The organism is Pseudomonas cuatrocienegasensis (genome assembly GCF_900110925.1).
Classification (GTDB): domain Bacteria; phylum Pseudomonadota; class Gammaproteobacteria; order Pseudomonadales; family Pseudomonadaceae; genus Aquipseudomonas; species Aquipseudomonas cuatrocienegasensis.
Genome location: NZ_FOFP01000017.1, coordinates 16,574 through 37,325 on the forward strand (window position 1 = coordinate 16,574; position 20,752 = coordinate 37,325).

Below are 20,752 nucleotides of genomic sequence, written 5' to 3' on the forward strand. Positions count from 1 at the left end.
CAGGAGAACAATCATGAGTCAGGTTCAAGCCGCTGTTCCCGCTACCGAGCAAAGCAGGCGCGATGACTTCTATCGCACTCTCAAGAGCGAAAGCCTCGGGCCACTATGGGTGTCACTCAAAGGCCTGGTGCCCAGCGAGCCACGCCCCAAAGCGCAGCCCTATGCATGGGCCTACGCCAAGGTCCGCCCGCGTTTGCTGGAAGCCGGCGCGCTGATCAGCGCCGAAGAAGCCGAACGCCGCGTGCTGGTGCTGGAAAACCCAGGCTTGCCGGGTGTCTCGCAAATCACCGACACCCTCTACGCTGGCCTGCAACTGATTCTGCCGGGTGAAGTTGCCCCCGCGCACCGCCACTCGCAGTCGGCCTTGCGCTTCGTCATCGAGGGCACGGGCGCCTACACCGCCGTGGACGGCGAGCGCACCACCATGCACCCCGGTGACTTCATCATTACCCCCGCCTGGACATGGCACGACCATGGCAGCGCCGCAGACGGCCCGGTGGTCTGGATGGATGGCCTGGACGTGCCGCTGGTGCGCTTTCTCGGCACCGGTTTCCGTGAAGAGCACGACGAAATGGCGCAGCTCATCACCCGCCCCGAAGGCGACTCGGACGCCCGGTATGGCGCCGGCTTGCTACCCCTGGACAGCAAGCCCCGGGCGACCTCACCGATTTTCAACTACCCCTATGCGCGCACCCGTGAGGCGCTGCATCGCCTGACCCTCAGTGGTGAGCCAGACCCGCACCACGGCTACGCCCTGCGCTACGTCAACCCGACCACCGGCGACTGGGCGATCCCCACCATCGCCACCAGCATGCGCTTGCTGCCGGCCGGCTTTACCAGCCAGCCCTACCGCTCCACCGATGGCGCCGTATTGGTGCTGGTGGAAGGGCGCCTCAGCGCCTGCGTTGGGCAACAGACGTTCACGCTCACGGCCAAGGATGTACTGGCCCTGCCGGCCTGGACCCCCTACACCCTGAGCGCCAGTGAAGACGCGGTGTTCTTCCTTTATTCCGACCGCCCCGTGCACGAAAAGCTGGGCCTGTGGCGCGAGCACAAAGGCTGAGGGCGCGTCCCTCATACACCTTCCTGACCCCTAATAAGAGCGTCTTGTATGAAAATCTGCCGCTTTAATCACAACCGCATAGGCGTCGTTCAACAAGACGCTGTTTACGATGTCAGCCACTTGTTTGAGCGCCACCTGCACTGGCCCGCGCCCCTGGGTGACGCGGTTATCAGCCAACTGGAAAGCGTGTTGGAGCGGGTGCGCGAAGAGTTTTCCAGCCTCCAGCCGCTCAAACTCAGCGAGGTGCGCCTGGACAGCCCGGTGGCCAACCCCGGCAAGATCATCGGCGCGCCAGTGAACTACCACGCGCATATCGATGAGGCCAACCGCGACAACGAAATCAACAACGGCAAAACCTTCACAACCCTGGAAGCCTATGGGCTGTTCCTCAAAGCCAACAGCTCGCTGATCGGTACCGCCGACGAGATCCAGTCGGCATTTGCCGGGCGGCGTACCGACCACGAAGTTGAACTGGCCGTGGTCATCGGGCGCACCGCGCGGCATGTATCGGTCGACACCGCCCTGGACTACGTTGCCGGCTACACCATCGGCCTGGACATGAGCGTGCGCGGCGGCGAAACCCCCTGCTACCGCAAGTCCCCCGACACCTACAGCGTGCTCGGGCCATGGCTGGTGACCCCCGACGAGATTGCCGACCCCGACAACCTGGACCTTAGCCTGCACGTCAACGGTGAGCTGCGCCAACAGGCCAACACCGGCCTGCTGATCCTCAATGTGCGCCGCGTGATTGCCTATGCCAGCGCCCTGTACACCCTGCATCCCGGTGACGTGATCATGACCGGGACCCCGGCGGGCGTAGGCCCGGTGCTGCCCGGCGACACGCTGACGGCGTACGTCGAAAACATCGCGACCTTTGATATCCGCGTCGCCCGCCAATTTGCCGACCAGGTCGAGGGCTAACCGATGCGCGAATTTCGCTACGAACGCCTGCTGCAATGGAGCGAGTGCGATCCCGCCGGGATCATCTTCTTTCCCCACTACGCCCGCTGGATGGTCGAAGGGGTCAACCTGATGTTTCTCGCCATGGGCATCGACCCCAATGCCGTGACCGAAAACGGCATGCAAGGTGGGCTGCCCTCGACGGGCTTCAGCATGCAGTTTCTGGCCCCCGCCAAGCTGCATGATCAGCTTGTTCACGAGATTGTGGTCAGCCGGCTGGGCAGTAAATCCCTGAGTTTCAAACACCGATTTATGCGCGCTGAGCAATGCCTCGCCGAGGCAGAAGAGGTGCGTGTCTGGGCTGAAAGCGACGCCTCTGGCATGCGCGCTATCGCTGTACCCGCGCCCGTCAGAGCGCTGCTTGAAAGTAATGAGTTCCTCACCCACCCGCTGGTTATATCGCCCGCGCATTAATCGATCGCACCGTTCATTACACAAGGAATACGCACCATGGCAAGAAAAGTGATTGTCACCATCGCCCCCACCGGCGGCATGGCCAAAAAATCGCAGAACCCCTACCTGCCCACCCAGCCCGAGGAAATCGCCGAGTCGATCTACAAGTGCTACCAGGCAGGCGCCTCGGTTGCCGCCATCCATGCGCGCCGCCCCGATGATGAAGCCACCTGCAACCCCGCGATCTACAAAGAGATCAACCGCCTGGTGCGCGAGCGCTGCGACATTGTGATCAACAACTCCACCGGTGGCGGGGTGGATGGCGACCTGCTGATCGAACGCAGCGATGGCATGTTCGAGATTGATTTCGAGGAGCGCATCAAAGGCCTCGACGCGGGTGCCGAAACCGCCACCTTCGACGGCTTCACCGTCACCGCCTCCTTCGGTGGCCGTGAAATCATCAACCCCACCACACCGTCGCAGTGCGACCGTTTGGCGGCGCGTTTCAAAGAGCGCGGCATCAAGCCCGAGTGGGAGGTCTTCAACCCTGCGCATATCGTGCAAGACATGCTGCGCCTGATCAAAGCCGGCTTCGACAAGCCGCCGTACTACGTCAACATCGTGCTGGGCGCTGAGCGCGGCTTCCAGGGCGCCATGCCGTATACGCCGGAAAACCTGGCGATGATGGTCAGCCTCCTGCCGCCGGAGTCGATCTTCTGCGTCTCGGCAATTGGCCAGGCGCAAGTGCCGGCGACCACCCAGGCGCTGCTGCTGGGCGGGCATGTGCGCGTGGGGTTGGAAGACAACCTGATGTTCGCCAAAGGCCAACCCTCGACGAACGAGCAACAGGTCGAGCGCCAGGTGCGGATCATCCGCGAGCTGGGCCTTGAGGTTGCCACCCCTGCCGAAGCCCGGGCCATGCTCGGCTTGGCCGCCCTGGCCTGAGGTGTGCGCGATGCCGCTGATTCCCCTGAAGAATATCAACACCGTAGGGCTGGCCGGTGCCGGTGCAGTGGGCTACGGCTGGGCGGCATTGCTCCTGGCGCGCGGCTACCGGGTGATCGCCTGCGACCCTGCCGAGCAGGCCCCGGCGTTGCTGGAGCAGGCCGTCGTGGCGCGCTGGCCATCGCTGCGGCGTCTGGGCATCGCCACCGGCGAGCAGCCACCGCTTGAGCGCCTGCAGTTCACCCGCTCGCTGGCGCAGATGGCCCAGGCCAGTGACCTGGTACAGGAAAATGCGCCTGAAAGCCCGGCCATCAAACAAGCGGTGATCAGTGAAATCGACGCGCACCTGCCTGCCGACCGGCTGATCCTCTCCAGCAGCGGCGGCGTCCCGCCGTCCCAGTTGCAGTCTTACTGCCAGACGCCTGCGCGGCTGGTGCTCGGCCATCCGTTTCACCCGGCGCACATCATCCCGCTGGTGGAGGTGGTTGGCGGTGAACAGAGTTCGCCTGAGGCCGTGGCGCTGGCCCTGCAGTTTTACCGGGGCTTGGGCAAACACCCGATCCATCTCAAGCGCGAGATGGTCGGCCACCTGTCCAACCGCTTGCAGTTTGCCCTGCTGCGCGAAGCGTCCCATTGCCTCGCCAGCGGCGTCGCCAGCGCTGCGGATATTGATGCCGCCATGCGCTGGGGCCTGGGGCCACGCTGGGCGCTGATGGGCGGGCTGATGACCTTCAACCTGGCGGGTGGCTCGGGCGGTTTGAGCAGCCTGCTGGAGCGCTTTGGCGACGACATCCAGCACTGGTGGGATGCCCTGGCGCCGACCCAATTGACCCCCGCGGTGCGCACGGCTCTGGTGGCCGGGGCGCAGGAATTGACCGCAGATAAAACCAATGATGAGTGGGCGCAGTGGCGTGATGACACGCTTATTGAGTTCTTTCGCTTCGTATCGGATCACCCTTACCCAACAGACCCGTAAGCAACGCCCCTGAGTGGGCGCGCAAGCGCCGTTCGGAATCTCGAAGAGGCAGTTCAACATGAATGACACCGGATACATCAAGCAAGCAGAGATCATTCTGCGACACATCGAGGCCGTGCCGGCCTATGCGCGGTTGCGCGAGTTGCACGCGGACCCTGAGATGTTCGAGCGCGAAGCCCTGGGCATGATTCTCGAATCGGCTGCACGCTTTGCCGAGGAGGTGCTTTACCCCGCCAACCGTCAGGGCGATGCCCTCGGCTGCCGCCTGGAGAACGGCCGGGTGGTGACGCCTGCGCCCTACAAGGCGGCCTGGCAACAACTGGTCGGCCAGGGCTGGAACGCCATCGACCAGCCCGTGGAGTTTGGCGGCCAGGGGCTGCCCTCGTTCGTCAACGTGGCGTGCCGCGAACTCTTCGACCGCGCCTGCATGGCCATTGGCATGGTCACCGGCCCGCAACGGGCGGCCGCGTTGGTCTTGCTGGAGTACGCCAGTGCCGAGACCTGCACGCAATGGATCAGCAAGTTCGTCGAAGGCACCTGGTCGGCTTCCATCGGCATTTCCGAGCCAGACGCAGGCTCCGATGTGGGGCGCATCCGTACCCGGGCCACGCCCCTGGAGGACGGCGCGTGGCGCATTGACGGCGAAAAAATGTGGACCTCCTTTGGCGACAACGACCTGGTCGAGCGCATCGGTTGCCTGCTGCTCGCCCGCACCCCTGATGCCCCCGCCGGCAGCGCCGGGTTGAGCCTGTTTCTGGTGCCCAACAGCTTGCCTGACGGGCACGGCGGCTGGCAGCCCAATGGCGTCTTCGTCCGCCGGATCGAAGAAAAGCTCGGCCTGCATGGCTCGCCCACCTGCGTCATGGGCTTTGAGGGCGCCCGCGCCGAGCTGCTCGGCACCCTCAATCGCGGGCTGCCGCAACTGTTTGTGATGATCCAGAACATGCGCACCCTGGTGGCTATCGAAGGCGTCGGCATTGCCTTTGGCGCCAGCCAAGTGGCCCATGCCTATGCACTGGAGCGGCGCCAGGGTGGCAACCCGCAACAGCCCGCCGTGGTGATCGCCGAGCACGCGGAAATCCAGCGCCTGTTGCTCAACATGCACAGCCGCGTCGAGGTCTTGCGCGCCCTGGTGCTTGAACTGGCGCTGAACCTGGACGTGCTGCCCTACCTGAGCGATGAACACGAACGCGCGCAGACCCATGAGCTGACGCAGTGGTTGTTGCCGATTCTCAAAGCCACCTGCTCCGAGGCCGCGTTTGAGGTCTCCAGCGAGGCGATGCAGGTGCTCGGCGGTGCCGGTTACACCAACGAATGGCCGATTGAACAGTGGCTGCGCGACGCACGCATGATGTCGATTGCCGAAGGCGCCACCGGGATACAGGCGCTCGACTTGCTCCATCGGCGCCTGTGGCGTGGCAAAAGCGCCGGCCTGCTCAGCTTCCTGGCCGTGTCGCGGCGCGAGCTGGCCCAGGCCGACGCCGTGCTGGCGGCCCCGGCGCTGGCGCTACTGGCGCAACTGGAAAGCGCTGCCGCGCAGCTTCACGACTGGCAGCACACCCCGCGTGAAGCCGAAGCCGGGGCAACGGCCTTCCTGCAACTGGCCACCCTGGCCGCCACGGGCTGGATGGCCGTGCGGCTTGCCTCGCTGGCGGGCGACGACCCGCACACGCTGCGCCTGATCGCCCTCGGCCGTTACTGGTTGGTGGATCTGGAGGTGCGTGGGCAACGCCAGCTCGGCGAAGTGAACCTGGGGGCCGCACGGCTTTCCCTGTTCGCCTCGCTGTAACCCCTTATCTACACAACCGCAGGGACTCACCTTATGAGCGAATCAGCAGAAATCAGCTTCCAGATCGACGGCCACATTGCCCTGATCGGCATCAACCGCCAGCACAAACGCAATGCCATGCGCCAGGACATGTTCGAGCAAATCGGCGCTTATGTGGCCCAGGCGCAGCAAAAGGCCCGCGTAGGCATTCTCTTTGGCCATGGCGACAACTTCTCCTCGGGGCTCGACTTGGGCGAGCACAAGGAGCGCACGCCCATCGACACCTTGCATGCCTCGCGGGCACAGGGCGCGATCATGAACCAGCTCGAACAGGGCCAGATACCCTGGATAGCGGCCCTCTCGGGCGCGACCATCGGCGCCGGGTTTGAGCTGGCGGCCGCCACCCATATTCGCGTGGCCGACGAGTCGGCGTTTTTCGCCCTGCCCGAAGGGCGTCGGGGCATTTATGTCGGCGGCGGGGCGTCGGTGCGGGTGGCGCGGCTGATTTCCGTGACGCGCATGATGGACATGATGCTCACCTCGCGCGTGCTCAGTGCCCACGAGGCGCTTGCCGCCAATGCCGTGCAGTACGTCGTGCCGGCCGGCAGCGCGCTGGCCAAAGCGCGCGAGCTGGCGGCCGTGATTGCCGAGAACTCGCCGATCAGCAACTTCGCCATCACCAACACCCTGCCGCGCATTCAGGACATGAGCCATGATGACGGCCTCTTTGTCGAATCCATCATGGCCGCGCTCGTGCAGTCCAGCCCCGAGGCCCAGAGTGGCCTGAAAGACTTTCTGGAGAAGCGCGCGCGCCGCCTGGATACCCCAAAAAGCGCCTGAGTGAGCCCCAGCAAACAACTATAAAAACTGATATGGAGCCCGTTATGGACTGGAGTAGAGCCACAACCTTCGGCGATATGGTCGATCAGGCTGTCGAGGCGTTCGGTGACAAGGTGGCGTTTCGTGACAGCCAGCGCGAGCTGAGCTTCCGTGGCTTTGCTGATGAAATTGCCGCGCTCGCCGGTGCGCTCCTGGCCCAGGGCGTGCGGCCGGGTGAGCGCATTGCCATCCTGGCGCAGAACCGCATTGAAGTGCCGGTGCTGCTGGGGTTGTGCCGCGCCGGGTTTATCCCCGTGCCGCTCAACTGGCGCCTGCCGGTGGAGGACTTAGCGCAGCTCTTGCTCGATTGTCAGCCGGCGGCGTTCTTCGTCGAGCAGCGCTACCTCGATGGGCTAAGCGCGCTACCCGAGACGGGCATCCGTCTGACGGTAGCCATTGGCCGCGCGGCGCCGGGCCTGCCCAGCTATGCGGCGCTGCTCGCCGAGGCTGGCAGCGCGCGGCTGAGCCTGCCACTGGTCAGCCCGCAGGATGCAGCCTGCATCATCTACACCAGCGGCACCACGAGCGCCCCCAAGGGCGCGATCCTCAGCCACGCCGGGGTGGTGAAAAACTGCTGCGATTGCGCCCGTGAAGCCATTGGCTTTCGCCCGGACGATGTCTCGCTGATGGTCATGCCGCTGTTTCATGTGGGCGGCATCTGGTACTACATGTTCCCCAGCCTGTTTTCCGGCTGCACGACCATCCTGCGTGAGCGCTTCGAGCCAGAGGAGGTCATTGCAGCGTTCCGCGTCGAGCCGATCAGCAATATCCATGTGGTCCCCACCATGCTCGCGGACCTGCTGAGTCGGCCGGCTTTCATCGCGGCGGCGAGCACCCTGCGGCTTATCATCTATGCCGGCTCCTCAATGCCCAGCGAGCTGCTGAGCCGCGCGATGTCCACCCTGAGCGGTTGCGAATTTGCCCAGGCCTATGGCTCTACCGAAGCCGGCAGCATCACGGCGTTGGGGCCGCAGGCGCACCGTCTGGCCGTCGATTACCCTGCCCAGCGGCGCTTGTTGCGCGCCTGCGGCAAGCCGTTGAGCGACACCGAAGTGCGCATCGAGTACAGCAGCGAGGCCAGCGGCGCAGACGTCGTGGGTGAGATTCTGGTGCGCAGCCCCAAGTTGATGCTGGGCTACTGGCGCCGCGATGAGGCCACTGAGGAGCGGTTTATCGACGGCTGGTTCAGGACCGGCGATTTGGGTTACCTGGATCAGGACGGCTACCTGTACATCGTCGATCGCAAGAACGACATGGTGATCAGCGGTGGCGAGAACATCTTCCCCTTCGAGGTGGAAGAAGTGTTGTGCGCCCATCCGCTGGTGCAGGAGGCGTCGGTGTTTGGCGTTGCCGACCCGCGCTGGGTGGAAAAACTGGTGGCCGCCGTGGTGCTCAAACCCGGCGCGAGCCTGACCCAGGCGCAACTCATCGACCACGCCCGCGCGCACCTGCCCGGCTACAAAACCCCGAAAGTCGTGCACCTCGTTGCCACGTTGCCCAAGAGCCCGGTCGGCAAGGTCCTGAGGAAGACCCTGCGCGAGCAATTCGTCAATAGCTGAGCCACGCCCATCCGGCCAGCGCCTTGGCGCTGGCCGCGCGGCTCACCCCGTAACCTGAGAAGAACCCACGCCCATGACGCCCCACGAAATCCTTGCACACTATGGCCCCCGCGAGTCCATGGACTATGACGTTGTTATCGTCGGCGCCGGGCCGGCGGGCCTGGCGGCCGCCATCCGCTTGAAACAACGCGCCGCCCAGAGTGGCCGTGAGATTTCCGTCGTGGTGCTGGAAAAAGGCTCGGAGCCGGGGGCGCATATCCTCAGCGGAGCGGTCATGGACCCGCGCGCGCTGACTGAGCTACTCCCCGACTGGCAGGCCCTGGGCGCGCCCTTGCTGCAGCCGGTTACGAACGATGAAGTGCTGCTGCTGAGCAAAACCGGCAGCCTGAAAATCCCCCAGGCCCTGGTGCCGAATAATTTTCATAACGCCGGCAATTACGTCATCAGTCTAGGCAGTGTCGTGCGTTGGTTGGCTGCCCAGGCCGACCGCCTGGGGGTCGAGATCTTCCCCGGATTTGCGGCGGCCGAGGTGCTCTATACCCCGGACGGCGCGGTTAAAGGAGTCGCCACCGGCCATATGGGCCTGGCAAAGGATGGCACGCCAACCGAAGCCTTCACCCTCGGTATGGAGTTGCACGCTAAGTACACAGTGTTTGCCGAGGGCGCGCGCGGGCACCTGGGGCGCGAGTTGCTGGAGCGCTTTCAACTGCAGCAGGGCAAAGCGCCGCAGAGCTTCAGCATCGGCCTTAAAGAGCTGTGGGAAATCCCTGCTGAACAGGCGCGGCCCGGCACCGTGATACACACCGCCGGTTGGCCGATGGATGCGCACACCTTTGGGGGTGGGTTTCTCTACCACCTGGCCGGCAACCAGGTCAGCCTGGGCCTGGTGGTTGGCCTGGACTACAAAAACCCTTGGCTGAGCCCCTTCGAGGAGATGCAGCGCTGGAAGACCCATCCGGCCATTCGTGCCCACCTCGCCGGCGGTAAACGGCTCAGCTACGGCGCGCGGGCGATTAACAACGGCGGGCTGGCGAGCCTGCCAAAAACCCAGTTCCCCGGTGGCGCCTTGATTGGTTGCGACGCCGGCTTGCTCAACGCCAGCCGCATCAAGGGCAGCCATGCGGCGCTCAAAAGCGGCATGCTGGTGGCCGATGCGCTGTTTGACGCGCTTGCCAGCGGTCGCCAGCATGACGAACTCAACGCCTATGCCCAGGCATTCGAGCAGAGCTGGCTGCATGACGAGCTTAAAGCCGCCAGCAACTTCAAGCCCTGGTTCAAAAAGGGCAGGGCAATTGGCATGTTGATGACCGGGGTCGAGCACTGGCTGTTGCCCAAGCTGGGCATTCACACCCCGCCGTGGGTGCTGAAGAACCCGGCAGCCGATCACACCTATCTGCAGCCAGCCGCGGCGTACGCGCCGATCCGCTACCCCAAGGCCGACGGCACGCTCACCTTTGACCGCCTGAGTTCGGTGTTCATCAGTGACACCCACCATGCCGACAATCAGCCGGCCCACCTCAGGCTGATCAACCCCAGCGTGCCTGTGGCGGTCAACCTGCAGCAGTACGCCGGCCCCGAGGCGCGCTACTGCCCGGCCGGCGTGTATGAGTATGTGGCGGACCCGGCGCAGGGCGGCGAGCGCTTGCAGATCAACGCGCAGAACTGCCTGCACTGCAAAACCTGCGACATCAAAGATCCCACCCAGAACATCCTGTGGACGCCGCCAGAGGGCGGCGGCGGGCCGAATTACGCGGCCTTGTAGCGCGCCTGTCGAGTGCGAGTGTTTGGCCATCGTTCAGGCGCGCGCGGGGTGGCTCGCGCAGGTGTGTCAGAGCGGATAACGCTTTATCAATAGTGGCTATTTAACCTACGGCCTGTTTCGAAAGTGACCTGGCGCCCCCAGTCAGTCGATCAATAAGCGCGCATGTCCAACCTTTCTCCATCGTTGAGTATCCGCCGGCTAATGCGACGGCAAGCCCGCCATCTTTGATGGTTATGAGCGCTCCATCGCCGCGTTCAGCGTGAAATCGACCCGGACTGTGGTCTGGCTAAGAACACGGCGCAGTTGGTCACGCTGTTCGCGCTGTCGAACCTCTGGATGGCGCGCAGATATTTACTGACGAAGGCAGGAGAGGTGCGCCTGTAATGTGTGAAATGGCTGTGGCGAGGTTATCTCAGCGGCCAGAAACACTGAAATGAGCGGGCGACCTGATCGTTTTCGATCGGTTTGCTGCTTTCAAAATCGGCGGCGGCTGAAGTCGACCGGAAATACATGACTACTTCAGACCATCCCTAATGGCTTGGGACTGGCCGTTTTCTATCCGACTTCCACTCTGTTGCGACCCATGTTTTTAGCCTTATACAAGGCCTGGTCCGCTCTTTTCAGAATAGTGTCTTCATCGTCTTTTAAGTGGTATTCGGTGACGCCAAAGCTGATGGTGAACCTGGGGAGTTCAGGGATGTTCAGGTCTTCGATCTGTTGCCTGAGGGTTTCGGCTACCTGGCAAGCGGCTTCGGCTTTTTGTTGGGGCAGTAAAATTACGAACTCTTCGCCGCCCAAGCGGAATAGGCTGTCGGTTTTACGCAGCCTTTGGCTGATGCATTCAGTCAGGGCCTGCAGCACCTTATCTCCCACATGGTGACCAAACTGATCGTTGACCTTTTTGAAGAAGTCCACGTCCAGCAGGGCAATGCTAAAGGTGTTACCGCGCTCGGCCAGGCTCAGTTCCATGCGCAGTTGCTCATCCCATTTGTGTCGATTGAAGGCGCCCGTTAATTTGTCACGGGTGGCGAGTATCAGCAGTTGCTGTTCCACTTCCTCACGGTTCGAGATTTCCTGGGAGAGGCGCTGCACCATCATTTTCAGGTCATGTTCCAGTTCCGTCAGTTCATCTTGATGCACCGGGTGTTGAAAGACCGGGCTGGCAATGGGCTCTCCCTGTTCGATGGACTGGTGAACGGTTTTGATTTCGGCCTGAATGCGGCTAATGCGCAAGCGGAAGATGCGCAGAATATAAAAGCTCAGGTACAGGCCAATAAAAAATGCACAGAGGCCAAGCCCGGTATTTACCAGCATGAACTCGCTTTCGTGCTTGTCGGTATAGCGGCTGGCTTCCAGTGTCAGTTTTTCCATCTGCTGCAAAATACTGATAATGCTCTGGTCTAATCGCGCAGCGTCGTCTTCAAGTTGCTGCCAACGCTGTTCTGCAGTATGGCCTTGGCTTAGGGTTAACTGCAGTTCTTGTTCAAAGATGTCACTTTGCTTATGGTAATGCTCAATACTGCTGAGGATTTGCTGATGTGTTTCCGTGGCAAATCTGACCTGATGCTGTTGCAGGCTTCTATTAAGTACCCGGACGGCCTTGTCCAGTAAGAAGCTCAGCGCGTCACGTTGCGCGGCAAAGGTCGCTTCAGGTGTCAGCAAGGCTTTGGATTGATTGCCCTCCAGGCGAAATTTCTCGATAAGCAGGTGCTGCCTGAGTTGCATCATTTCCAGTTCGCTGACCATTTCAGTCAGCGGAACATCAACATCTGCTACTTCATGCATTTCTGCGCTAATCAGTTTTAGTTTGTAAATGGAGTAGACAATAACGATAAATAAAAAAGCCAACAGCACTACCAGCAAACTACCGATTTTTCGTTGTAGCGACTTGTTAAACCATTGCTGCATGAGGTGCATGGGTGTTTCCTGATGCCATTACCGATTTTTTCTAAGCATGAGTTTAGCTGGTTTCTGCCGCAGGCACTCAGGTTACTTGGGTGTCGGTAAGCACTCTTGACAGAATTGCGTCTCTGCTGCGTTTAAAAGTTGCAAGTCGGCTGCAGGTGCTAAGCGCGGATAGTCTTTTGATAGTTGCCGTCTGCTTGCGTTGGCAACAACAAGTGCAGGTAGGGCGTCGGGGCTGAAATGACGGCCACGAGATCGTGCGCTGCAGCCATGCGCGCCTGCAAAAGCGTCGGGCTACGCCTATGTCGGTGCTTTCTCAGGTATCGCGTTCGCCGATAGATCACATCCCAACAAGCGATTAGTCAGAGATCGCCCTGCACGTCAACCTTTGCTCGTCGTCAGGTTTATCCCCCCTTGACGGCGCCACTCCGGCATTTCGACCCCACCGGTCCGGACTGCCTTGCCCGGCCGGTGATGGCATACAAAGTTCGCCAACAAGAACAATAAGAGGGTTCGTTCGATGAAGATCCGCAATAGCGTTGCGCCGCAGCGCGTGCCTTTCGCTCTGACATTTGCCGCATTACTGGTGTCCGGGCTGCCTACCGCTCAAGCGTTCGAGATTCAGACCGGCAATCCAGATCTGAGTCTGCGCCTGGACAATACCCTGAAGTACAGCTCCGCCTGGCGCTTGCAGGATCCAAGCAGCAAGCTGACCGAAGGAGCTGTCTCGCGCAATCAGGACGACGGTGATCGCGCTTTCGAAAAGGGCCTGATCTCCAATCGTCTGGATATCCTCACCGAGCTCGATCTCGGTTACCGGGATTTTGGCGCGCGTGTCAGTGGCGCTGCCTGGTACGACACCGAGTACCAGAAAGATAACGACAACGACGACTCTGCCCGCGCCAACCAGCGCTCGGTGGCCTACGACGAATTCACCGATGACACGCGGAAGCTGCATGGTGGTGATGTCGAGTTACTCGATGCTTTCGTTTACTGGAACGGTGAGTTGTCTGATCGTGCGCTGTCCCTGCGCCTCGGCCGTCACGGGCTGATCTGGGGCGAAAGCCTGTTCTTCGGTGCCAACGGTATTGCCGGCGGCATGGCACCGGTGGATGTGGTCAAGGCGGTCTCGGTTCCCAATACCCAGTTCAAGGAAATTACCCGCCCGGTCAATCAACTCTCCGGTACTTTTCAGCTGACCGATGACCTCTCCCTGGGTGCCTACTACCAACTGGAGTGGGAAGAGACCCGCCTGCCTGGTGCCGGCAGCTACTTTTCCACCACCGACACCATTGGCGAGGGCACTGAAAGCCTGGTGATTGGGGCGCTTCCTGGAGGAACCCCGTTGGCCTTCTTCCATGGCAAGGACAAGAAGGCGCGCAGCTCCGGTCAGGGTGGCTTGCAGCTGCGTTATACGGCGGACACCGTGGAGTATGGGCTATACGCCATTCAGTACCACGACAAGTCCGGGAAGCTGTACCTCAAGCCCACTGCCACCGGCCCTGACTTCAGCACCGGCAAGTTTGGTGAGTACTACTGGGTTTACCCGGAAGATATCCGCGCTCTGGGCGCAAGCTTTGCCACCACCGCGGGGGCATACAGCTTTGCCGGTGAGGCATCGATGCGTTGGAACATGCCGCTGGTCTCGAATGGCCAGACCGTCACCCCAGGCCTGTCAGCAGACAATAACGACGACCCCCTTTACGCCGTTGGCCGTTCGGCGCACGTGAACCTCAACGTGCTGGCGTCGCTTGGCCCTTCGTTTATTTCCAATGAAGCGAGCTTGGTCGGTGAGGTGGCCTGGAACCGCCTGCTCAGTGTGACCAAGAACCGCAACGCGCTGGACCCCGATGCCACTGACGATGCCATCGGCCTGCGGATGGTGTACACGCCGACCTATCGCCAGGTTTTCCCCGGTATCGACCTCAGCGTTCCGCTCGGCATCAGTTATTTCCCCATGGGCAAGTCGGCAGTGGTGAGCTCTTTCGGCCCGAATAAAGGAGGGGATTTCAACATCGGGGTGAGCGCCACCTACCTGGACCGGGTCACGTTCGGCCTGACCTACACCCACTACTACGGCCCAGAGGACACCTTCCTCAATTCCGCCAGCCAGTTCAACTTCGAGCAGGCGCTGAAGGACCGTGATTACCTGGCCTTCTCCGTCAAGACCACATTCTAAGAGGACGTTTTCATGACTTCCCATTTCACCCTCAAGTCCCTCTGCCTTGCCCTGTTCGGCACCTTTGCGCTGAGCACTTGTGCCTTGGCCGCTGATGTCCAGGCGCTCGGCAAAAGCCTGACGCCGTTCGGCGCCGAGAAAGCCGGCAATGCCGACGGCAGCATCCCTGCCTGGGACGGCGGCTACACCAGGGTCGACCCTGGCTACAAACCGGGCGGCAAGCGCAGCGACCCGTTCGCGGCTGACAAGCCGCTGTTCAGCATTACCGCGCAGAACATGGCGCAGTACGCCGACAAACTCAGCGATGGCACCAAGGCGATGTTCAAGCGTCACCCTGAGACCTATCGCCTGGATATCTACCCGACCCGGCGCACGGCTGCTGCCCCCCAGTGGGTCTATGACAACACCCTGAAAAATGCCGAACGGGCGCGGTTGGTCGACAGCAGCGCCGGTCCTGTACCCGAAGGCGCCTACGGTGGCATTCCCTTCCCGATCCCGAAAAACGGCGATGAGGCGATGTGGAACCACCTGCTCAATTGGCGCGGCACGTCGTTGTCCTTGGACTTTCGCCATTACCTGATGACTGCTGACGGTAGCCAGGTGATGACCACCGACGGTAAAGCTGTCCAGGAAATGCCGTATTACTACGAGGACGGAACCCCCGAAGGCTTCAACGGCGACTACTGGCTGTTTCGTATGCTCAATGTGGGGCCAGCGCTGCGTGCAGGTGAGCAGATCATGGGGCGCACCAACCTTAATGGCGACCAGTCCCAGGCGCACGTTTACCTGACCGGTCAGCGGCGTGTGCGCAAACTGCCTAATGCCTGCTGTGATACGCCAACGCCGGCCACCGCCGGGGTGATGTCCTTCGACGAGTTGAGTGTTTACTCGGGACGCTTGGATCGTTTTACCTGGAAGCTGGTCGGCAAGCAGGAGCTGTACATCCCCTACAACACCAACAAGGTGCAAACTCTGGCCGATCCCTCGGCACTGTTCGCCAAGCACCATCTGAATCCGGATCAGGTGCGCTGGGAGCTGCACCGCGTGTGGGTGGTGGAGGCCGACCTGGCACCGGGCAAGCGTCACCAGTTGCCGAAGGGCCGCTATTACCTGGATGAAGACACCTGGCAGGCCATGCTTGGCGACCGTTGGGATGCCAACGGCCAGTTGGCCAAGACCCTCTGGTCGCTGCCAGCGGTATTGCCCGATCTGCCAGCCGTTGCCCAGCTGTCTTCCGGCTTCTACGACCTGAACTCCGGCGCCTGGTTTATCCAGAACCTGTATGCCGGCAAGGACTCGCAGTACGCCGCGGTCGAGCGCTACAAAACCTCGGAATTCTCACCCGCTGCCATGGCTGGCCGCGGCGTGCGCTGACGCATCGACAGAGGCGGATGGCAACGCTGTTGCCATCCGCCCGTTACGACTGAGAGTTCGAGGTGATTGATGAAGCGACTTCAACAGCTGGGGTGCGTGCTGTTGGCTCTGGCCTCGCCTTTGAGCCAGGCCCAGAGCGATCTGCTGGTGGGCGATGTACTGAGTACCTCAGCCATGCCGATCGCCCAGGCTCAGCAGGCGGTATTTATTGACCTGGCCCGCGCCGGCGAACGCCTGGTGGCGGTCGGTGAGCGTGGCCTTGTGCTGCTTTCCGATGACCATGGGCAGAGCTGGCGTCAGGCAAGGGTACCGGTTTCGGTCAGCCTGACGGCGGTGCAATTTGCCGATGCGCGCCATGGTTGGGCGGTCGGCCACGCCGGGGTGATCCTGGCGACGCGTGACGCAGGCGAGACCTGGCAGGTGCAGCTCAGTGGCGTGCAAGCCGCGCAACTGGAGCTGGATGCTGCCCGCCGCGAGCTGGCCGACAGTGCCGATCCTGAGGCGGGCGAAGCGCGCCTGCAGACTGCCGAGCGCCTGGTGGCCGAAGGGCCGGACAAGCCTTTTCTGGCCCTGGCATTCACGGATGCGCAGCACGGCCTGGTGGTAGGTGCCTACGGCATCGCCCTGGCGACGGATGACGCTGGCGCCACCTGGCATTCGCTGGTTGGCCGCATCGATAACCCTCTGGGGCTGCACCTGTATGCCGTGGCCCGGCACGGTGACGACTGGTTTCTGGCTGGCGAACAGGGCTATCTGGCGCGCTCCGCAGATGCGGGGCGTTCCTTTCAGATGCTTGAGAGCCCTTACGCCGGTACCTTTTTTACCCTCGCCAGCGGGCCTGATGGCGCGCTGCTGGTCGCCGGTTTGAAAGGCCATGCCTTTATCAGCCATGAGCGTGGCGAGCGCTTCGAGGTATTGCCGGTCCCTGTGCCGGTTTCCTTCAATGATGCCTCGACGCTGCAGGACGGTCGCGTGCTGCTGGCCAACCAGGGCGGCATGTTGTTTCGCAGCACCCCTGCGGGCGCCTTGAAGCCCTTCGGCAAGCCACTGGGCATGCCGGTTTCCAGCCTTGTGCAAGCCGCCGATGGCAGCCTGATCGTCGCCGGGTTCACGGGCTTGTCCCGTTTGCCGCTGCATGACACCCCAGAAGCGGAGTGATCCCATGAAGTCCCGCCATTCGTCCGATGTCGATAACGCCTCCCTGGCCGGCTTCGATACGCGCTCCGGCAACCTGCTCGAGCGTCTGCTGTTCAACCATCGTCCCTGGGTGCTGTTGCTGTGTCTGCTGGCCACGCTGTTTCTCGGCATGCAGGCGACGCGCATCGAGCTCAATGCCAGCTTCGAGAAGATGATCCCCACCGGGCATCCGTACATCGTCAATTACCTGGACAACCAGAAAGAACTCTCGGGCCTTGGCAACGCGCTGCGTATTGCCGTAGCCAACCGCCACGGCGATATCTACGACGCCGATTACCTGGCCACACTGCAGACGCTCAGCGACAAGATCTACCTGCTGCCCGGCGTGGACCGCGCCTTTATGAAATCCCTGTGGACGCCGGCCACGCGCTGGGTCTCGGTGACCGAGGATGGCCTGGATGGCGGTCCGGTAATTCCAGACGCCTACGATGGCAGCCCGGCGACCCTGGCCGAGCTGCGGCGCAACGTGCAGTTGTCCAATGAGATTGGCCAACTGGTCGCCTTCGACCAGCGTTCGAGCATCATCTACGTGCCGCTGCTGGCGCGCACCAGCGACGGTCAGCCGCTCGATTACGCAGCGCTTTCGGCCGATCTGGAGGCACTGCGCGCGCAGTACCAGAGCGATGCCATCGACATCCACATCACCGGTTTCGCGAAAAAGATCGGTGACCTGATCGAGGGCCTGGAGCAGATCCTGCTGTTTTTCGCCGGCGCCATTCTGATTACCGCTGGCGTGCTCTATGCCTACACCCGCTGCCTGCGCAGCACCTTGCTGGTGGTGCTGTGTTCACTGGTCGCGGTGCTCTGGCAACTGGGCTTGCTGCCATTGCTGGGTTATCAGCTCGATCCCTATTCGGTGCTGGTACCCTTTCTGGTGTTCGCCATCGGCATGAGCCATGGCGCGCAGAAAATGAACGGCATCATGCAGGACATCGGCCGTGGCATGCATCGCGTGGTGGCGGCGCGTAACACCTTCCGCCGGCTGTTCGTCGCGGGCCTGACGGCGCTGCTCAGCGACGCGGTGGGCTTTGCCGTGCTGATGTTTATCGACATCCCGGTGATCCAGGACCTGGCCGTCGCCGCCAGCATTGGCGTTGCCGTATTGATCATCACCAACCTGATCCTGCTGCCGATTCTGCTTTCCTACCTGGGTGTCAGCCCGGCTGCCGCCCAGCGTAGCCTGCGTGAAGAGCAAGCCGACAGCGGCCCCGCCCAGCGTCACCGATTGTGGCGCCTGCTCGACCTGTTCACGCAGAAACGCTGGGCCAGTGTCTGCGTGATCTTGGCCGCCTGCATGGCCGTGGCCGGGTACCTGGTGTCGATGAACCTGAAGATCGGCGACCTGGATGCCGGCGCCCCCGAGCTGCGCGCCGATTCGCGCTACAACCTCGACGATGCCTTTATGAACCGCGCCTTTGGCGCCAGCAGCGACCTGTTCGCCGTGATGGTGCGCACGCCGGCGGGGGAGTGCGCGCGCTACGACATTCTGCGCAAGGTCGATGCCCTGGACTGGCAGCTGCGCACCTTGCCGGGTGTGGACTCGACCAACTCCCTGGCGCTGCTCAACCGACGCATGCTGGTAGGGCTGTCAGAAGGCAGCCCCAAGTGGTACGAGCTGCAAAACAACCAGGCGATGCTCAACATGATCACCGCCAGTGCGCCGCGGGGCCTGTACAACGAGTCCTGCAGCCTGCTGACGCTGTACGTCTATCTGACGGACCACAAGGCCGAAACCCTTACCGGCCTGGTCGAGCACGTCGAGCGCTTTGCTGCCGCCAACAACACCGCCGATGTGCAGTTCATGCTCGCCGCTGGCAATGCCGGGATCGAAGCAGCGACCAATATCGTGGTCAAGCAGGCCAACCGCGAGATGCTGTTCTGGGTCTATGGCGCGGTGATTCTGCTGTGCCTGATCACCTTCCGCTCCTGGCGCGCGACGCTATGCGCGATCGTGCCGCTGGTGCTCACCTCGATCCTCTGCGAAGCCCTGATGGTCTGGCTGGGCATCGGTGTCAAGGTCGCCACGCTGCCAGTGATTGCGCTCGGGGTGGGCATCGGTATCGATTACGCGCTCTACGTGATGAGCATGCTGCTGGTCTACCAACGCCAGGGCGCGAGCCTGTCCGAGGCCTATTACCGGGCGCTGGTGTCCACCGGCAAGGTGGTGATGCTGACCGGTGTGACCCTGGCCATCGGCGTGATCACCTGGCTGTTTTCCCCCATCAAGTTCCAGGCCGATATGGGCGTGCTGCTGGCTTTCATGTTCGTCTGGAACATGGTCGGCGCGCTGCTCCTGCTGCCGGCGCTGGCCTACTTCCTGTTGCCCGCCCAGCCCCGTGCCGACGCGGCCGGCGAGCCGCAGCCTGGGTCACACGAGGAGGCCACGCCGGTGCACCCCAAGCCCCAGGTGCAGCAACGCAGCGCCCGTGCGCATGCCCTTACCAGCGATTGAACGATAACAACAAGAGAGAGACGTCATGAGACAACTGAGCCTGCTACTGCATGCGTTCTGGTCCGGCTTACCCGCAGCCGTCATCTGTTTTGCCGGTGCAATCTGTGCAGTCACGCACGAGGAGATGAGCGATGAGCGCTGATCGCCAGGCCGGCTTGCCGCAGTCCCTCTTGCTGCTGCTCGGCAGCTGTTTGCCAGTGCTCGGTGCGGTGTTGCTGGCGCCGATTCTGCCGCGCATGCAGAGCCACTTTGCCGACACGCCCGGCGCTGCCGCGCTGGTGCCCATCGCCCTGACCATTCCGGCTCTGGTGATCGCGCTGCTGGCGCCTTTTGCCGGGATGATCGCTGACCGTTTGGGGCGTAAGCCGTTGCTACTGGGCTCCATGGTGTTGTACGGCATTTTCGGTTTGCTGCCGCTGTGGTTGGAGTCACTGCCGGCCATCGTGCTGAGCCGGGCGGGGCTGGGTCTGGCCGAGGCGGGCATCATGACCTGCTGCACCACGTTGATGGGCGACTATTACAGCGGCGCCCGCCGCGAGCGATTGTTCGCGTTGCAGATGGTCGCCACCTCGTTGTCGGCGGCGGTGTTTATCGCCGTTGGCGGCGTGCTCGGCCAGGACGACTGGCGCTTGCCGTTCGTGCTCTACGCGGCGGGTTTCATTTTTCTGCCGCTGATGGCCTGGCAACTCTGGGAGCCCCGCAGCCAGCAGGTACAGCAGGTGGTCGAGAGCCCCTCGCGCTTTCCCTGGCGCGCTTTGCTGCCGCTCTATGGGCTGACACTGCTGGCCGGCCTCAGCCTGTTCATCGTGCCGGTGCAGGCCGGCTACCTGCTCAACCTGCTGCACGTCGACTCACCACAGCAGATCGGCATGACCATGGGGGCCAACCAGTTGGGCGTGCTGGCCGGTGCCTTGGGTTTTCGTCTGCTCGATGGCGTACGTCCAGCCCATCTGCTGCTCCTGGCGTTCGTCACGGCGGGGGCTGGCGGTTTGCTGATGGCCTATGCAGACAGTCACTCGATGATGATTGTTGCCGTGCTGGTCAATGGTCTGGGGATTGGCCTGATGCTGCCGACGCTGATTACCTGGGTAATGGCCCAGGTGGCTTATCACCATCGCGGGCGTGCTACGGGTGGTTTCACCGCTGCGCTGTTCGCGGGTGAGTTTGTCAGCCCGTTGGCAGTGCTGGCGCTGAGTGGTGGGGTGGCGGTCGCCTTACCGGGAGCACTGGTGGTGGTCGGTATCGCGCAGCTGCTGGTGGCCTTGGCGTGCCTGGCGATTCCCCGGCTGTTCAGCTCGCAGGCAACACAGGCCACGCCCTCCCTCTGATTTACCAAGGAT

15 protein-coding genes and 1 pseudogene are annotated in these 20,752 nt (G+C 62.4%); 15 read left to right on the forward strand and 1 reads right to left on the reverse strand.

Annotated elements, in window-relative coordinates; all coding sequences use genetic code 11:
* Window positions 1-13 precede the first annotated feature (13 nt).
* From gtdA to BMW49_RS24655, 10 genes and pseudogenes are all read left to right on the forward strand, one after another.
* The gene (gene gtdA, locus BMW49_RS19680; RefSeq protein WP_069519465.1) at window positions 14-1,063 is read left to right on the forward strand and encodes a gentisate 1,2-dioxygenase; all 1,050 of its coding nucleotides are present in this window, start codon (window positions 14-16) and stop codon (window positions 1,061-1,063) included.
* 48 nt (window positions 1,064-1,111) lie between these two features.
* A complete protein-coding gene (locus BMW49_RS19685) occupies window positions 1,112-1,984 on the forward strand; it encodes a fumarylacetoacetate hydrolase family protein (RefSeq protein WP_069519466.1) in 873 nt (290 codons plus the stop codon).
* Between the two features lie 3 nt (window positions 1,985-1,987).
* Entirely contained in the window at window positions 1,988-2,437 is a 450-nt protein-coding gene (locus BMW49_RS19690) for an acyl-CoA thioesterase (protein WP_069519467.1), read from the forward strand.
* Between the two features lie 36 nt (window positions 2,438-2,473).
* Complete coding sequence (locus BMW49_RS19695; RefSeq protein WP_069519468.1) at window positions 2,474-3,361, forward strand: beta-keto acid cleavage family enzyme; 888 nt, start codon at window positions 2,474-2,476, stop codon at window positions 3,359-3,361.
* 10 nt (window positions 3,362-3,371) lie between these two features.
* Window positions 3,372-4,337 (forward strand): 3-hydroxyacyl-CoA dehydrogenase NAD-binding domain-containing protein, encoded by a 966-nt coding sequence (locus tag BMW49_RS19700; RefSeq protein WP_069519469.1) that lies wholly within the window; start codon window positions 3,372-3,374, stop codon window positions 4,335-4,337.
* Between the two features lie 58 nt (window positions 4,338-4,395).
* Window positions 4,396-6,126: an acyl-CoA dehydrogenase family protein gene (locus BMW49_RS19705; RefSeq protein ID WP_069519470.1), complete on the forward strand. Its 1,731-nt coding sequence runs from the start codon at window positions 4,396-4,398 to the stop codon at window positions 6,124-6,126.
* Window positions 6,127-6,159: 33 nt separating this feature from the next.
* Entirely contained in the window at window positions 6,160-6,945 is a 786-nt protein-coding gene (locus BMW49_RS19710) for a crotonase/enoyl-CoA hydratase family protein (RefSeq protein WP_069519471.1), read from the forward strand.
* 44 nt (window positions 6,946-6,989) lie between these two features.
* Window positions 6,990-8,543 carry a class I adenylate-forming enzyme family protein gene (locus BMW49_RS19715; RefSeq protein ID WP_069519472.1) on the forward strand — a complete coding sequence of 518 codons (1,554 nt, stop codon included), beginning with the start codon at window positions 6,990-6,992 and terminating at the stop codon, window positions 8,541-8,543.
* Between the two features lie 73 nt (window positions 8,544-8,616).
* A complete protein-coding gene (locus tag BMW49_RS19720; protein WP_069519473.1) occupies window positions 8,617-10,305 on the forward strand; it encodes an electron transfer flavoprotein-ubiquinone oxidoreductase in 1,689 nt (562 codons plus the stop codon).
* A 279-nt stretch (window positions 10,306-10,584) separates the two neighbouring features.
* Window positions 10,585-10,689: pseudogene (locus tag BMW49_RS24655) on the forward strand (IS5/IS1182 family transposase); the annotation flags it as partial.
* Between the two features lie 171 nt (window positions 10,690-10,860).
* Here the strand turns inward: BMW49_RS24655 and BMW49_RS19725 are convergent.
* The gene (locus BMW49_RS19725; RefSeq protein ID WP_208600982.1) at window positions 10,861-12,222 is read right to left on the reverse strand and encodes a GGDEF domain-containing protein; all 1,362 of its coding nucleotides are present in this window, start codon (window positions 12,220-12,222) and stop codon (window positions 10,861-10,863) included.
* A gap of 508 nt (window positions 12,223-12,730) precedes the next feature.
* Here BMW49_RS19725 and BMW49_RS19730 point away from each other — a divergent pair.
* From BMW49_RS19730 to BMW49_RS19750, 5 genes are all read left to right on the forward strand, one after another.
* A complete protein-coding gene (locus tag BMW49_RS19730; RefSeq protein WP_069519474.1) occupies window positions 12,731-14,389 on the forward strand; it encodes a DUF1302 domain-containing protein in 1,659 nt (552 codons plus the stop codon).
* A gap of 12 nt (window positions 14,390-14,401) precedes the next feature.
* The gene (locus BMW49_RS19735; protein WP_069519475.1) at window positions 14,402-15,763 is read left to right on the forward strand and encodes a DUF1329 domain-containing protein; all 1,362 of its coding nucleotides are present in this window, start codon (window positions 14,402-14,404) and stop codon (window positions 15,761-15,763) included.
* Between the two features lie 69 nt (window positions 15,764-15,832).
* A complete protein-coding gene (locus BMW49_RS19740) occupies window positions 15,833-16,921 on the forward strand; it encodes a YCF48-related protein (protein WP_069519476.1) in 1,089 nt (362 codons plus the stop codon).
* A 4-nt stretch (window positions 16,922-16,925) separates the two neighbouring features.
* Window positions 16,926-19,412, forward strand: coding sequence for an efflux RND transporter permease subunit (locus BMW49_RS19745; protein WP_069519477.1), 2,487 nt, complete (start codon window positions 16,926-16,928; stop codon window positions 19,410-19,412).
* Window positions 19,413-19,543: 131 nt separating this feature from the next.
* Complete coding sequence (locus tag BMW49_RS19750) at window positions 19,544-20,740, forward strand: MFS transporter (protein WP_069519478.1); 1,197 nt, start codon at window positions 19,544-19,546, stop codon at window positions 20,738-20,740.
* Window positions 20,741-20,752: the final 12 nt, after the last annotated feature.